General features: G+C 58.3%; 17 protein-coding genes and 1 pseudogene. 11 read left to right on the plus strand and 7 right to left on the minus strand.

Annotated elements, in window-relative coordinates:
- The first annotated feature begins 447 nt into the window (after window positions 1-447).
- From AC1D2R_RS19285 to AC1D2R_RS19295, 3 genes are read left to right on the plus strand one after another with little or no spacing between them, the layout of a single operon-like run.
- Window positions 448-762: an ArsR/SmtB family transcription factor gene (locus tag AC1D2R_RS19285; protein ID WP_477969448.1), complete on the plus strand. Its 315-nt coding sequence runs from the start codon at window positions 448-450 to the stop codon at window positions 760-762.
- On the plus strand, window positions 759-1,130 hold the full coding sequence (locus AC1D2R_RS19290; RefSeq protein WP_477969450.1) for an SRPBCC family protein: 372 nt from the start codon (window positions 759-761) through the stop codon (window positions 1,128-1,130). Before AC1D2R_RS19285 ends, AC1D2R_RS19290 begins: the two co-directional genes overlap by 4 nt.
- Window positions 1,131-1,174: 44 nt before the next feature.
- Window positions 1,175-1,798, plus strand: coding sequence for an ATP-dependent Clp protease proteolytic subunit (locus AC1D2R_RS19295; protein WP_477969452.1), 624 nt, complete (start codon window positions 1,175-1,177; stop codon window positions 1,796-1,798).
- Between the two features lie 99 nt (window positions 1,799-1,897).
- Here AC1D2R_RS19295 and AC1D2R_RS19300 read toward each other — a convergent pair whose 3' ends face one another.
- Entirely contained in the window at window positions 1,898-2,389 is a 492-nt protein-coding gene (locus tag AC1D2R_RS19300; RefSeq protein ID WP_477969454.1) for an SRPBCC family protein, read from the minus strand.
- A complete protein-coding gene (locus AC1D2R_RS19305; RefSeq protein ID WP_477969735.1) occupies window positions 2,370-2,732 on the minus strand; it encodes an ArsR/SmtB family transcription factor in 363 nt (120 codons plus the stop codon). Before AC1D2R_RS19305 ends, AC1D2R_RS19300 begins: the two co-directional genes overlap by 20 nt.
- 538 nt (window positions 2,733-3,270) lie before the next feature.
- On the opposite strand from AC1D2R_RS19305, the gene AC1D2R_RS19310 reads away from it, so the two are divergent.
- The gene (locus tag AC1D2R_RS19310; RefSeq protein WP_477969456.1) at window positions 3,271-4,107 is read left to right on the plus strand and encodes a bile acid:sodium symporter family protein; all 837 of its coding nucleotides are present in this window, start codon (window positions 3,271-3,273) and stop codon (window positions 4,105-4,107) included.
- A 178-nt stretch (window positions 4,108-4,285) separates the two neighbouring features.
- Here the strand turns inward: AC1D2R_RS19310 and AC1D2R_RS19315 are convergent, their stop codons facing one another.
- Entirely contained in the window at window positions 4,286-5,017 is a 732-nt protein-coding gene (locus tag AC1D2R_RS19315) for a hypothetical protein (protein ID WP_477969458.1), read from the minus strand.
- Window positions 5,018-5,562: 545 nt separating this feature from the next.
- Between AC1D2R_RS19315 and AC1D2R_RS19320 the strand changes: the two genes are divergently transcribed.
- Window positions 5,563-5,763, plus strand: coding sequence for a type II toxin-antitoxin system VapB family antitoxin (locus tag AC1D2R_RS19320; protein ID WP_477969460.1), 201 nt, complete (start codon window positions 5,563-5,565; stop codon window positions 5,761-5,763).
- Window positions 5,760-6,143, plus strand: a complete 384-nt coding sequence (locus tag AC1D2R_RS19325) for a type II toxin-antitoxin system VapC family toxin (RefSeq protein WP_477969462.1) — start codon at window positions 5,760-5,762, stop codon at window positions 6,141-6,143. Before AC1D2R_RS19320 ends, AC1D2R_RS19325 begins: the two co-directional genes overlap by 4 nt.
- A 147-nt stretch (window positions 6,144-6,290) precedes the next feature.
- On the opposite strand, the gene vapC is transcribed toward AC1D2R_RS19325, so the two are convergent.
- Both vapC and vapB read right to left on the minus strand, forming a co-directional pair.
- Window positions 6,291-6,692, minus strand: coding sequence for a type II toxin-antitoxin system tRNA(fMet)-specific endonuclease VapC (gene vapC / locus AC1D2R_RS19330; protein ID WP_477969464.1), 402 nt, complete (start codon window positions 6,690-6,692; stop codon window positions 6,291-6,293).
- Window positions 6,692-6,922 carry a type II toxin-antitoxin system VapB family antitoxin gene (gene vapB / locus AC1D2R_RS19335; protein ID WP_477969466.1) on the minus strand — a complete coding sequence of 77 codons (231 nt, stop codon included), beginning with the start codon at window positions 6,920-6,922 and terminating at the stop codon, window positions 6,692-6,694. Before vapB ends, vapC begins: the two co-directional genes overlap by 1 nt.
- Before the next feature lie 334 nt (window positions 6,923-7,256).
- Here vapB and AC1D2R_RS19340 point away from each other — a divergent pair, with 334 nt between their 5' ends.
- Window positions 7,257-7,454 (plus strand): hypothetical protein, encoded by a 198-nt coding sequence (locus AC1D2R_RS19340; protein ID WP_477969468.1) that lies wholly within the window; start codon window positions 7,257-7,259, stop codon window positions 7,452-7,454.
- 169 nt (window positions 7,455-7,623) lie between these two features.
- On the opposite strand, the gene katG is transcribed toward AC1D2R_RS19340, so the two are convergent.
- Window positions 7,624-9,798 carry a catalase/peroxidase HPI gene (katG, locus tag AC1D2R_RS19345; RefSeq protein WP_477969470.1) on the minus strand — a complete coding sequence of 725 codons (2,175 nt, stop codon included), beginning with the start codon at window positions 9,796-9,798 and terminating at the stop codon, window positions 7,624-7,626.
- A 161-nt stretch (window positions 9,799-9,959) separates the two neighbouring features.
- Here katG and AC1D2R_RS19350 point away from each other — a divergent pair, with 161 nt between their 5' ends.
- The gene (locus AC1D2R_RS19350) at window positions 9,960-10,916 is read left to right on the plus strand and encodes a hydrogen peroxide-inducible genes activator (RefSeq protein WP_477969472.1); all 957 of its coding nucleotides are present in this window, start codon (window positions 9,960-9,962) and stop codon (window positions 10,914-10,916) included.
- Entirely contained in the window at window positions 10,909-11,109 is a 201-nt protein-coding gene (locus tag AC1D2R_RS19355) for a hypothetical protein (protein WP_477969474.1), read from the plus strand. Before AC1D2R_RS19350 ends, AC1D2R_RS19355 begins: the two co-directional genes overlap by 8 nt.
- A 45-nt stretch (window positions 11,110-11,154) precedes the next feature.
- Here the strand turns inward: AC1D2R_RS19355 and AC1D2R_RS19360 are convergent, their stop codons facing one another.
- The gene (locus AC1D2R_RS19360; protein WP_477969476.1) at window positions 11,155-11,379 is read right to left on the minus strand and encodes a hypothetical protein; all 225 of its coding nucleotides are present in this window, start codon (window positions 11,377-11,379) and stop codon (window positions 11,155-11,157) included.
- Between the two features lie 205 nt (window positions 11,380-11,584).
- Between AC1D2R_RS19360 and AC1D2R_RS19365 the strand changes: the two are divergent.
- Together AC1D2R_RS19365 and AC1D2R_RS19370 are read left to right on the plus strand one after the other, a co-directional pair.
- Window positions 11,585-11,733 (plus strand): annotated as a pseudogene (locus AC1D2R_RS19365) (DUF736 family protein); the annotation flags it as partial.
- Window positions 11,734-11,856: 123 nt separating this feature from the next.
- A complete protein-coding gene (locus AC1D2R_RS19370) occupies window positions 11,857-12,123 on the plus strand; it encodes a type II toxin-antitoxin system prevent-host-death family antitoxin (RefSeq protein WP_477969478.1) in 267 nt (88 codons plus the stop codon).
- Window positions 12,124-12,248 lie beyond the last annotated feature (125 nt).

Below are 12,248 nucleotides of genomic sequence, written 5' to 3' on the forward strand. Positions count from 1 at the left end.
GTCGCCTCGGCTGAACGCTGTGCGCCGCTAGCAATGGTGACCGCCTTGATTTGGCTCGAACCTTCGACGCGTTGGTCTGTGTAAGCGAAGGCCCTGATTATCAAAGCTTCGCTTGCAGCACCGCCAATGTTCCTGATGTTGCGAATTCTGTCGTTGAAACATTGTTGGGCGGCTTGAATTCGAGGAAGGATTACCTGCCCTGCGCCGATGCCATTGGCGACGGCTCTTCACTGCTGGGCGGCGCCACGTATCGGCCAGCGTCCTTCGGACACTCCAGCGCCTGGGCGACCCGTTCTCATCCCCGTCTCGTTCGTAAACTCAGAAGCGCTCGGTGATCAGCTGTGTGTCGCGCTCGACGACTGCAGCATCGCAAGCCGGCCACCACCAAATTCCGGTTCTGTTCCAGGCAGGCTTGCGAATCGCATAAGTCGGTGCTTATGTGTAGTCATGATCGAACATGATATTTTCCGCGCTCTGGCGGATCCGACCCGGCGCACGATTTTTGAAAAGCTGGCGAACGGCAGCATGAACGCAAGCACGCTGCGCCAGGGCATGGATATCAGCCAGCCGGCGATGTCCCAGCATCTCGCCGTATTGCGAGCGGCAGGGCTGGTGCGTGAACAAAAGGAGGGCCGCTTCGTGAACTATGAAGTCGATCCGGACGGGCTGGCCCTTATCGCGCAATGGCTGGCGAAATACCGCGCCTACTGGCCGGCTCGCATCGACGCTCTCAAGCTCTTGCTGAAGGATATGGATCAATGAACGACGTGAAAGCCGAGGTGCAGGCGAAGGTGCAGGAAAGCGGTTTCGAACAGAGATACGAACTGGACGCGTCGCCGGAGAAGGTCTGGCGGGCGATCAGCATCGCGGAATTCCGGGAGAAATGGCTGCCGAGGAAGGCGCTTGCCGATCCACAGTCGCTCTCCGAAACGCCGGGCAAGGAAATCCGCTACAAATTGCGCGACGATACCCCGCCCCATCTCGAAAGCACCGTCACCTTCACGATCGCCCCGAATGGATCGGGCGGGACCAGCCTGCGGATCGTACACGAGCTGACCGGAGCGACCTTCGAGCGGCTGGCGAAAACGGTCGCCAACGGCAACAGCCCGACTCTCATGCTCGCCGCCTAACGCGGCAAGCCCTCCCGAAAGTCTCGTATGATTGGAGTTCGCCGATGCGCGAAGCAATGCAACTCGTCCCTATGGTCGTCGAACAATCCAGCAGAGGAGAGCGGTCTTTCGACATCTATTCCCGCCTGCTTCGTGAGAGGATCATCTTCCTCAACGGGGAGGTAAACGATACGGTCTCGGCGCTTGTCTGCGCACAATTGCTGTTTCTCGAAGCCGAAAACCCCAAAAGGCCAATCCATCTCTACATCAATTCGCCAGGTGGCGTCGTAACCAGCGGTCTCGCGATGTACGATACGATGCGGTACATTCACGCCCCGGTGCATACGCTGTGCATGGGAACCGCCCGCTCGATGGGCTCGTTCCTGTTGATGTCCGGCCAGGCGGGCGAACGCACTGCGCTTCCAAATGCCAGCATCCATATTCACCAGCCACTGGGCGGATTTCAAGGACAGGCATCGGACATGCTGATCCATGCCGAGGAAATGCAGAAGACCAAGCATCGCATGACACGGCTCTACGCCGAGCATTGCGGCCGCACCTACGAAGAATTCGAGCAAGCGATGGATCGCGACCGCTTCATGACGGCGGAAGAGGCATTGGAATGGGGCCTTATCGACCGCATTCTGCAGGTTCGAGAAAATGCCACCTACCACGCCGGCGCGACGTGAAACGAACCCCGCCAAGCCCGGAACGGCAGCTGGCACGCTGCGCCAACTCGCTGTTTTGTACTTGTTTGAGACATGGCCGCTTGAGTGATGGACGGCCTGTCACGCGCTCGCACCAAGGGAGATGAGAAGTTCATCCAACTGCGCGAACTGCTCGGGCATCGCGTCTTCCATGCCGACGAAAGCTTCATCGAGCGCTTCCTTCGAGGGATAGAGCTCTCGCAGGACCAGCAGGGTTCTGCCGTTTTCTTCCTCGAAGGTCACCGTGGTGACGGCGCCGTTGTCGCTTTCGGCATTGGTCCACACGAGGCGCGAAGGCGGCGACACTTCGAGATACTTGCCGAAGAAAGCCATCGAGTTCGAGGCGTCGTGTCCGAACGCGATGCGATAGCTGCCCCCTGTGCGAACATCCATCTCGCAGGACAGCAGGGGGACACCGCACGACTTTGGCGCCCACCACAGCTTGAACAACTCGGGTTTTGTCCACGCGTCAAACACAAGGCGAACCGGACCGTTGAAGGTGCGCGACACGACAAGTTCGCGCTCGGACCTCCGTTCGACCGTCGTGCGGCCGTTACTCGCTCTGTCGCCCATCGATTTTCTCCTTCCGTTTCAGGACCTCGACGACTTCGTCCAGCGCGTCGAAGCGTGCGCTCCAGGTCTGGCGGCGCGCTTCGATCCAGGCCGCTTCTTCTTCGAGTCCGCGCAGGCCGAGCCTGCAGGTCCGCACGCGGCCGACCTTCTCTGTTGTAATCAGCCCAGCCTGCTCCAACACGCCGACGTGCTTCTTCATGCCAGTGAGCGTCATGTGGAACTTCTCTGCAAGCTCCGTGATCGACGCATCCGCACTCCCGAGTTGCTCCAGAACGCCACGGCGCGTCGCGTCCGAGAGCGCAGAAAAGCAGGCGTCAAGACGAGCTGTCGAAAACTGAACCATATAGTTCAGTGTCAGTAGCACGCAGATCGGCGTCGTGCAAGGGGCGAGATCGGCCGCCAAGGTGATGGGCGAGATGGAACGTAACGAGCGCAGCCGGAGTAAATTGGCGACCAGCGTAGTTTTCGCTGGCAGTCCCGAAAATCTTGAACCGGTTTTTTGCCGAAGCGCCTTAGCAGCCATCGCCCGCCTTCAGAGCGTCGATGCAAGGATTTTGATATGACCCTCCGTGATGTTGCATCATACAGCGAAGGATCGCGTTCGGTTTGTTATACAAATCTGCAAAAAAGGGTATAACTTGAAGCGACACGTTGGCATCGGATCTCGGCTTCGTCATGGGCAACGCGAAGTATGAAGCGCGCCGCGTCTCGTACAGGGCTTCGACCAACAACTCAGCTTGCCGGATGTCCTCGTCCCGCTTGATGGCACTCATGCCATCGGCATGACGACGGGTGGCGACGACATTTTATTGACAGCGTAACGCGCAGGATCTGGCACAGTCACGGGGACACCACTGTTGTGGAGGATGTGAGAGATCTAGATGACAATGGAAATTCTGAGCAAAGCGGCGACCGTCTTCGCGCTGATTTTTGTCCTTTCGAACATGTTGGCGATGGGAGCAAGCCTGACAATCTCCCAGATTTCCATGCCGCTCCGCAATGTTCGGCTCATCTCGCTCGCAATCCTGGCCAATTTTGTTCTAATGCCCCTGATCGCCTTCACAGTCTCAAAGTTGCTCTGGCTCGATGAACCCTTCGCAATCGGACTGCTAGTGCTTGGCTGTTCGGCGGGAGCGCCTTTTTCTCCGAAACTCTCCGAAATTGCGAAGGGCAATGTTCCGTCCGCGGTGGGCCTGATGGTGCTGCTGATGGTCATCACAGTCGTTTACCTGCCTGTGGTGCTGCCTATGTTGCTTCCAGGCGTCTCGGTTGATGGATGGAGGATTGCCCGCTCGCTCGTCGTGCTCATGCTCATCCCACTCACCGCCGGGCTCATCCTCAATGCGTGGTATGCGGACGGGGCACGCCGCATCAAACCTGCACTGGACTCGATATCCAATGTCACTCTCATCGTTATGACGTCGTTGATCGTCATAACGAATTGGGACAAGATTGCGGATGTTTTCGGTACCCGAGGGATCCTCGCGGGCTTGGTGTTTATCGCATTGGGATTTGGAACAGGTTGGCTGCTCGGAGGCTCCGATTCCGGCACCCGGCGGGTCATGGCGCTCAGCACTGCACAGCGCAACTTTGCCGCCGCACTCGTCGTTGCGGGTCAGAACTTCAACGATCCGAAAGTGGCCGTGATCGTAATCGTAGTCTCAATTGGCGGATTACTGCTTCTCTTGCCGATGGCTCGAGCTTTGGCCAATCGTTGATGCGAAGACCTTCCACCTTTCCTCATAACGTCAATCCGGGGCGTGTCAGTCTAGTCCAAAACACCAGGCCGAATGTTTGCCGAGGGATTACGAATGCGACCGCCTGAGCAGCAATAGCCGCCCAATCTTCAGCGCTGACATAGAAGCTATGCGATCATGAAGCGTGTCGGTCACACGGTTATCGTCCATCAACCATACCGTCGTCAGATGTGGACGCGACGGGCGGCGAAGCGAGTTGGTGGAGTATGGCGACCAGTTCCGTGTGAACAGGCGATGTCCGTTCACTGAACGCCTCAATGGGGTTAGCTTCAGCGAGTCGGTTGAGACGCGTGAGCAAGCGAACGCGCTGACGACGCGCAAGCTTGGCCTCGGACGAGCGCCAGCGGAAGAACAGGCGATACAGTTCACCGTGTCCGAAGAGATTGTTAAGTTCGTGCATCGTGACATAGACGAGGAATAGAACCATCAACCATATCTGAATTGATAAAAATCGCGCCAGCGAAAAGTGATTAACCAAGTGGTCCCTGAAATCGGCGATTGCGCCGCCTGCAGCGACGAAATTGACAAACTCCTCGGCCAGCCGCGCGATCAGTATGCACAGCCAGTAGATCGCGCTCTTGAACAACACGGGTTGGATCATTGGCGCGCCATCGAAGCGGCGCATATAAGGCAGGTTGTCGGTTACCAGAACGGCTTTTCCGATCAGTAGCGCCGCTACCAGCGCGGTGAAGAAACCACTGAACTCGACGCCGTGCTCCTCTAGGATCAGGCGTTTGGTCCAAAGGATCAGATTGAAGCCGACGAAGAAGAAGATCGTCGGCGGAAGCGCATGCTTCACCTGTGCAAGCCACCAAATGACGGCCCGGCGCAGGAACGAAGTTAACTTGGAAGTGGCAACGGGCTGCCTCATACGCTACTCCCAAAGCGCCGAGCTATCGTGCCGCAAGAACCACCGATCGAAAGGAGGGCGGCGAAAAACTTAGACACTATCCTACGCATGCAACGGCTTTCTGTCACAACAGGGAAGGAGAAGGGAACGCTGGACGATCAACTGATAAGCTCGCTCGTGCGGACCGTCGAAGACTTCTAAAGGCACGGTCGCAGACCAAATATTTGTATCACCCGGGCACTTGGTTCGCAATTTATTGACGAACAATCTGTTGCGGCTCCTATGGAAAAGCTCCGGTCGAAATCGCGTTGATCTGCTCGGCCGACCAGATCAAGCGTCTTTGAACGTCAGATCCGATCGCGGCCATGCCGAGGATCCCGCCTCTGTTTTCCTCGTCAGCCCGATCCGCCTGAGTGCCGACTGACCTCGCCCCTGATGGGATTCGACCGAAGTCTCAAAGATAATCCGATCGATAACCGATACTTGATTGTAGGAGAGTACAGCGAGGCGCATATTTCGGCACCAAATGGTGCAAACCATAACACATTCAACGTAGGAGGCTGAGCATGCGATCCACTATCAATCTCGACGACAAGCTCATGGAGCGTGCAAGATCCCTGACCGGAACTAAAGAAACGGCTGCACTTGTCCGCCAGGCGTTGGAGACACTTGTGCGAGTCGAGTCCGGAAAGCGGCTCGTCGCGCTAGGTGGCTCCATGCCCGATGCAGAAGCAGCTCCTCGCCGCCGGAGCGAAGTTGCAAAGTGATATTGGTTGACACCTCAATCTGGATTGATCATTTCCGCTATGGAGACGCCGAGTTACGCAAGATCATCGAGGACGACCGCTTGCTCTGCCACCCTGTCGTTGTCGGCGAGCTGGCGCTCGGCAGTCTAAGGGACCGCGATACCGTGATGGCGTTCCTGGCAGCGCAGCGCGAAGCGTTCATCGCCACGCACGATGAGGTCATGACGATGATTGATCGGCATTCGATCTTCAGCTTGGGGATCGGCTACACGGAGGCCCACTTGTTGGCTTCGACGATGCTAGACCGGAGATCGATCTTGTGGACCAGAGACAAGCGTTTAGCAGCTGCGGCTCGAAAGGCAGGCGCAATATTGCATGTACCCATGAATTCAGCCAACTAGACGTAGAGGCTAGGGGACTGTTGAAGTCCATGGTCTTGAACCAATTCAACCATAGCATGTCATTTCGAGTAGATGGGCAGCAATGATATTGGGATTGCGACATAACCCATAGGGCCGCAGTCTACTGTCGTGATCAGCTTGGCGCACCTAGGCTGTCCAGTCCTCGATACGCAAGCCTGGAACGCGATCAAACTCACGCCGATTATTCGTGACCAATATCAGGCCCCGCGAGCGCGCATGACCGGCAATTAACTGGTCATAAGGTCCGATCGGTGTTCCGCTCCGTGCCAGCTCGGCACGCAATTGACCGGTATGGCTTGCTGCCATTTGGTCGTAGGCGAGCACCTCAAGTCGCGCAGCAAAGCCTTCGACAACAGATAAATTTCTTTCTGGAATTGCTGACTTTTCCGCGCCGTAGATTAACTCCATCAAGCTGACAGAGCTAATGCATAGCTGGCCATGGTGGCGGTTAAATGCCTCTCGTACTTGCTGTGGCCGATTCTTCACCGTGAAAATGCAGATATTAGTATCTAGCATGTACTTCAACATTAGAACGCCTCGCGCTCCTGCAAGGCTGGCTGGTCACGCTCGTTCATGAAATCAGATGTTGCTGTTTCACCTTCGAACCAGCTGTCCCACGCTTCTCCGGCGGGGGCGATAATCCTCGTGCGTCCGACAGCAACGATGTCGACGCGCTTAACGTCATCAGGCAGAGCGACGGCCTTCGGTAACCGAACGGCCTGGCTACGATTGCTTTGAAACACTGCGCCCTGCTCCATCTTCAGTTCCCCACGGATATACGAATGACATATCCCTTAGCTTTACAACTGGGATATGTCAATGGGATATACTTTCGTCTCAACGGAACCGAACCGCCGACCTTTTGGAATAGTGATAATTTAAAGAACGAAAGCATACGCGCTGTTCACTTGTTGGATGCCGAGAGCGGGAAATCCGCGTGAGGAACCAACCCACTGCCACTGATGGAAAACCAGATCATCCAAAACGTGAGACGTTATCTTCGCTGGAGCCAGCGCTTTCATGCGGTCCGATGGAACCAGGCTCGCTTCCGGTCATTAACGTGCCATGAGGCCACGAAAGGAGACTGGAACAATGACCAAAGACGTTACAAATCGCCGGGCGAAGGAGCATGTCGACGAGGACCAGAATGGTGTCATCGTTGCCGGGCCGGAGGCGCACGCACGAGAGCACGCGGGAAAAGATCCCGCGCACAGGATATTGCCGGAAAATGACAAGGGCGCTGCGAAGTCGCACGCGAGGCGTGAGAGTGGTTCCAACGGAGTTAAGTAGCGGCGGCCCGCTTCTGGGAAGCGCAACAACATAGCCTGAAAGGCCGTTTTGCCCATGCGACGCGACTTCTCTCTGCCACCCCGCATCCCCCGCACAAACAAAAAACCTCCCGTGTGCACCCAGCACACGGGAGGCTCTTTTGCGGTGCCTGCGGTAGACCGTTTCGCCGTTAGGCGGCCAGGTCGAAGCGGTCGGCGTTCATTACCTTGGTCCAGACGGCGACGAAGTCCCTCACGAACTTCTCTTTGCTGTCATCCTGGGCGTAGACTTCCGCATAGGCGCGCAGCACGGAGTTGGAACCGAAGACGAGGTCAGCGCGGGTCGCATTGAAGCGGACACTGCCGGTCTTGCGATCGCGGATCTCGTAAAGGTTCCTGCCGGTCGGGACCCAGGAATAGGCCATGTCGGTCAGAGTGACGAAGAAGTCCGTAGTGAGCGCTCCGACCTTGGACGTGAAGACACCATGCCCGGTGCCTGCGTGGTTGGTCCCGATGACGCGCAGGCCTCCGACGAGGGCCGTCATTTCTGGCGCGGTAAGGCCCAGAAGCTGTGCGCGGTCAAGGAGCAACTCCTCGGCACTGACCAGATAGTCATCCTTCTGCCAGTTGCGGAAACCATCGGCGAGTGGTTCGAGCGGCGCGAAGCTGTCGGCGTCGGTGTGCTCGGCAGTGGCGTCGCCGCGACCGGCGGCAAAAGGCACCTGGATGTCGAAGCCGGCAGCCTTGGCGGCCTGTTCAACACCGTAGTTGCCAGCCAGGACTATGACGTCTGCAACCGAGGCGCCGGTTTCGGCGGCGATCGGTTCGAGTACGGCGAGAACGCGGGCGAGACGTTCAGGCTCGTTGCCGGCCCAGTCCTTCTGGGGCGCCAGCCGGATGCGCGCGCCGTTGGCCCCGCCGCGATTGTCTGAACCACGGAAGGTGCGGGCGCTGTCCCACGCAGTGCTGACGAGGTCGGAGACGGAAAGGCCGGAGGCGGCGACTTTCGCCTTGACGGCCGAAACGTCATAGGTCGTGCTGCCTGCCGGGATCGGGTCCTGCCAGATGAGGTCCTCTGCCGGGACATCCGGGCCGATGTAGCGAGCCTTCGGGCCCATGTCGCGATGAGTTAGCTTGAACCAGGCGCGTGCGAAGGCATCCGAAAACGCAGCAAAGTCGTTGCTGAAGCGCAGCGAGATCTCTCGGTAGATCGGGTCCACCTTGAGCGCCATGTCGGCGTCGGTCATCATCGGGTTAAGGCGGATGGTTGGGTCTTCCACGTCGACCGGCTTGTCCGCGTCAGCAATCGAGATCGGCTCCCACTGGGTTGCGCCGGCCGGGCTCTTTACCAGATGCCATTCGTGCTTGAACAGCATTTCGAAGAACCCGTTGTCCCACTTGGTCGGCTCGGTGGTCCAGGCGCCTTCAAGGCCGGATACGACGGTATTCCGACCGATGCCGCGTCCCTTGGTGTTCATCCACCCGAGGCCTTGGAATTCCGGGCCTGCCGCTTCAGGATCGGCGCTGAGGTCGGCCGGGTTGCCGTTGCCGTGGGTCTTGCCGATGGTGTGGCCGCCAGCGGTGAGCGCGACGGTCTCTTCGTCGTCCATGCCCATGCGGGCAAAGGTTTCGCGCATTTGCGCGGCGGTGGCAAGCGGATCGGACTTGCCGTTGACGCCTTCGGGATTGACGTAGATCAGCCCCATTTGGACAGCAGCAAGCGGGTTCGAGAGTGTGGCGGGCTGCGCAAGATCACCATAGCGGCCGTCGCTGGGAGCAAGCCATTCCTGCTCGTCACCCCAATAGACGTCCTTTTCCGGATGCCAGACATCTTCGCGGCCGAAGCCGAAACCAAAGGTCTTCAGCCCCGCAACGTCATAGGCAATCGTACCGGCAAGCGCGATCAGATCGGCCCAGGAGATCCGGTTGCCGTACTTCTTCTTAATCGGCCATAGCAGGCGGCGGCCCTTGTCGGTGTTGACGTTGTCCGGCCACGCGTTCAGCGGCGCGAAACGCTGGTTGCCGGTATTGGCACCGCCACGGCCGTCGGCCGCGCGATAAGACCCAGCCGCGTGCCAGGTGACGCGGGCCATCATGCCGACATAGCTGCCCCAGTCGGCCGGCCACCACTCCTGGCTCTCTGTCATAAGCGCCCGAAGGTCGGCCTTCAGGGCCTCTACGTCGAGCTTCTTCAGCTCTTCGCGATAGTTGAAATCGTTGCCGAGCGGATTGGTCTTGGTGTCATGCTGGTGAAGGATGTCCAGGTTCAGTGCGTTCGGCCACCATTGCGTGACAGATTTGCCGAGGGCCGTGTTGCCGCCGTGCATGACCGGACACTTCCCGGCCGGTGTTGTCTTTGTGTCCACGTTCACTCTCCCTAAATTTCAAACTGGGTTGACGTTGCGAGCCAAGTGTTTCTGCGCGGGTTGGTGAACCACCCGTCAGGTTCAAATCCCATGATAGCCAATAGGCAAGCTTGGCGATAAATTCCAATTGTATATTCTAAAGGGTCTGATAGCTCTAGGTTATGATTGGTCTATCCATGAAGCATCTGCGCTATTTCGAAGCGCTGGCACGTTTAGGGCATTTCGGGCGGGCCGCAGAATCCTGCGCGATTTCCCAGCCGGCGCTGTCCGTGCAAATCCGCGAGCTCGAGGAACTGATCGGCGCCCCGCTCGTGGAACGAGGCAGCAGGCAGATCCGCTTGACCAGCCTCGGTGAGGAATTTGCCGAACGCGTGCGTGCCATTCTGCGCTCGGTCGATGACCTCGCAGAACTGGCGCGCGCCACACAGGTATCGCTTACGGGCCGGCTTCGCATCGGCGTTATTCCGACGATCGCTCCCTATCTGCTGCCCGACGTCATCAAGACGCTGACGCAGCGCTATCCCGGGCTCGACCCGCGGCCGCACGAGGCGGTGACCCAGCGGCTAATCGAAGACCTGCAGGAGGCGAGACTCGATGCCGCGATAGTCGCCCTTCCGGTTTCCGAACCGACGCTGGAGGAGATTCCCCTCTTCGACGAGGAGTTTGTTCTGGTACGGCCGCTCGAGGACGCGGGAAAGCCCGTGCCGAGTTCTGAAATGCTTCACGAGATGCGCCTTCTCCTGCTGGAGGAGGGGCATTGTTTCCGTGAGCAAGCGCTCTCTTTCTGCAACATCGCCGCCGCGCCCCCTCGCGAACTCATGGAGGGAAGCTCACTTACAACACTGGTGCAGATGGTGGGTGCTGGCATCGGCGTCACGCTGCTGCCACAGATGGCGGTGCGTACGGAGACGCGCTCAGCGGACGTCAGCGTGTTCCGCCTGTTGGAGCCCCGCCCCTTCCGTACGATCGGCATGATCTGGCGCAAGACCAATCCTTTGGTGTCCCAATTCGGTCCGATCGCCGAAATCGTCCGTGACGCCGGCATCCGCAAGAAGTGCGAACTTGGGAACCTCCCCCGTGTCAACGAGGAGCCGTCGTCTCAACTTTTTATTGATTAAGAAAATCACGGGAAACAGCGATCGAGCTTGCTTGATTGAAGGCAATGATCCTCTGATCGCGCAGATCCTCGATGGTGATCTCCTCGCGCTTGGCCAGCGGATTGAAAGGGGCGACCGCCAGATAATGCCGCTTGTGGGCGATCGAGAAGAACCTGAGCGAGCCGATGTTTTCGACCGGGATTTATGGAACTGAACAATCCGAACGCGCCCCGAAATGAAATCGGCGCGCATTCGCTCCTCAGTTGACAGACTTGCTGCCAAGATCCGCGATCAAAGCATCCAGAAGCGTGGTCGAAGTTGAATCGAGGCCAGATTCGTCTTCCAGGAGCCTGAATTTTGTCGCCAGGAGATGGCCTTTTTCGTATGGCTTTTCGATGATTGTCGCGGCGGCCTTATGAATCCATCCGGCGACGACGCCCGATTTGACGCGGGCGTCGAATTCCCAGAGACGAACCCCAGCCATCACTGTCCACAGGGGGACATTCCCGTTACTGGTTCCGGTCAGGCGGATGGAAATAAACTGCGCTCGGTTTTGCCTATCCGAGGTTTGGCGTCAAGCCATTGACGCAGCGGTCACGCGTGAAAGCCGCTGCTCAGGAATCGAGCGTCCCGTCAGCACAACACCGGACGCAGTCCAATCCCGCTTTTGAAAATGGCGTCTTGGACCAGGTCCGGATCTCCGTCGATCCGTTGAACTCGGCGCAGCCTGGCAGAAGACCTCCGAGCAGGGCCGCGACTACCTCTCGGTCAAGCTCGACGAGGTCCAAGGCGAGGACGGGCTTCAGCTCTCATCTGGTCCCATCCGAACGGGGACTGATGACCATCACGAGGCCGCCACCGGCGGGGACTCATTTTCAGCAAACACAGCAATGCTGTAATTGCTGTATTTCGCCGCATCGCTTCGCTATAGTCCAGGGAACGACTTCGAAGGAGTGAAAAGATGGCCAGCCGAAACGGATCCTACACGACGAGCGACCTTTCGCGGAAATCCGGCGACATCATCGCCGAGGCGCTTCGTCACCCCGTGACGATCACCCAGCGAAGCAAGCCGCGTCTCGTTATCTTGAACATCGATGATTACGAGCGACTGATTAAGGGCGCCGATGCGCGGGCGATCGGAACGATCGACACGATGTCCGATGCCCTGTTTGCCGACATGGAGCGTGCTGTCGAGCAGTATGCTGATGACGACGAGGTCGGGCGATGAGTGTTTACGACGACATCCAGACGGGCGAGTTCGGAATTACCGTGTGTTTCGGCGTGCGGTTACGACACAGCCGCCGCAGTCGGACCGCGCCGCCCTTGACGTTCTCGTTACGGAAGCGCGCCGAG

The sequence above is a fragment of the Rhizobium sp. P1_C7 genome (assembly GCF_056406295.1).

Excerpts from the sequence above, each read along its gene's own strand:
- AC1D2R_RS19285 (WP_477969448.1), top strand. The coding sequence starts at position 448 with ATGATCGAACATGATATTTTCCGCGCTCTGGCGGATCCGACCCGGCGC.
- AC1D2R_RS19290 (WP_477969450.1), top strand. The coding sequence starts at position 759 with ATGAACGACGTGAAAGCCGAGGTGCAGGCGAAGGTGCAGGAAAGCGGT.
- AC1D2R_RS19295 (WP_477969452.1), top strand. The coding sequence starts at position 1,175 with ATGCGCGAAGCAATGCAACTCGTCCCTATGGTCGTCGAACAATCCAGC.
- AC1D2R_RS19300 (WP_477969454.1), bottom strand. The coding sequence starts at position 2,389 with ATGGGCGACAGAGCGAGTAACGGCCGCACGACGGTCGAACGGAGGTCC.
- AC1D2R_RS19305 (WP_477969735.1), bottom strand. The coding sequence starts at position 2,732 with ATGGTTCAGTTTTCGACAGCTCGTCTTGACGCCTGCTTTTCTGCGCTC.
- AC1D2R_RS19310 (WP_477969456.1), top strand. The coding sequence starts at position 3,271 with ATGACAATGGAAATTCTGAGCAAAGCGGCGACCGTCTTCGCGCTGATT.
- AC1D2R_RS19315 (WP_477969458.1), bottom strand. The coding sequence starts at position 5,017 with ATGAGGCAGCCCGTTGCCACTTCCAAGTTAACTTCGTTCCTGCGCCGG.
- AC1D2R_RS19320 (WP_477969460.1), top strand. The coding sequence starts at position 5,563 with ATGCGATCCACTATCAATCTCGACGACAAGCTCATGGAGCGTGCAAGA.
- vapC (WP_477969464.1), bottom strand. The coding sequence starts at position 6,692 with ATGTTGAAGTACATGCTAGATACTAATATCTGCATTTTCACGGTGAAG.
- vapB (WP_477969466.1), bottom strand. The coding sequence starts at position 6,922 with ATGGAGCAGGGCGCAGTGTTTCAAAGCAATCGTAGCCAGGCCGTTCGG.
- AC1D2R_RS19340 (WP_477969468.1), top strand. The coding sequence starts at position 7,257 with ATGACCAAAGACGTTACAAATCGCCGGGCGAAGGAGCATGTCGACGAG.
- AC1D2R_RS19350 (WP_477969472.1), top strand. The coding sequence starts at position 9,960 with ATGATTGGTCTATCCATGAAGCATCTGCGCTATTTCGAAGCGCTGGCA.
- AC1D2R_RS19360 (WP_477969476.1), bottom strand. The coding sequence starts at position 11,379 with ATGGCTGGGGTTCGTCTCTGGGAATTCGACGCCCGCGTCAAATCGGGC.
- AC1D2R_RS19370 (WP_477969478.1), top strand. The coding sequence starts at position 11,857 with ATGGCCAGCCGAAACGGATCCTACACGACGAGCGACCTTTCGCGGAAA.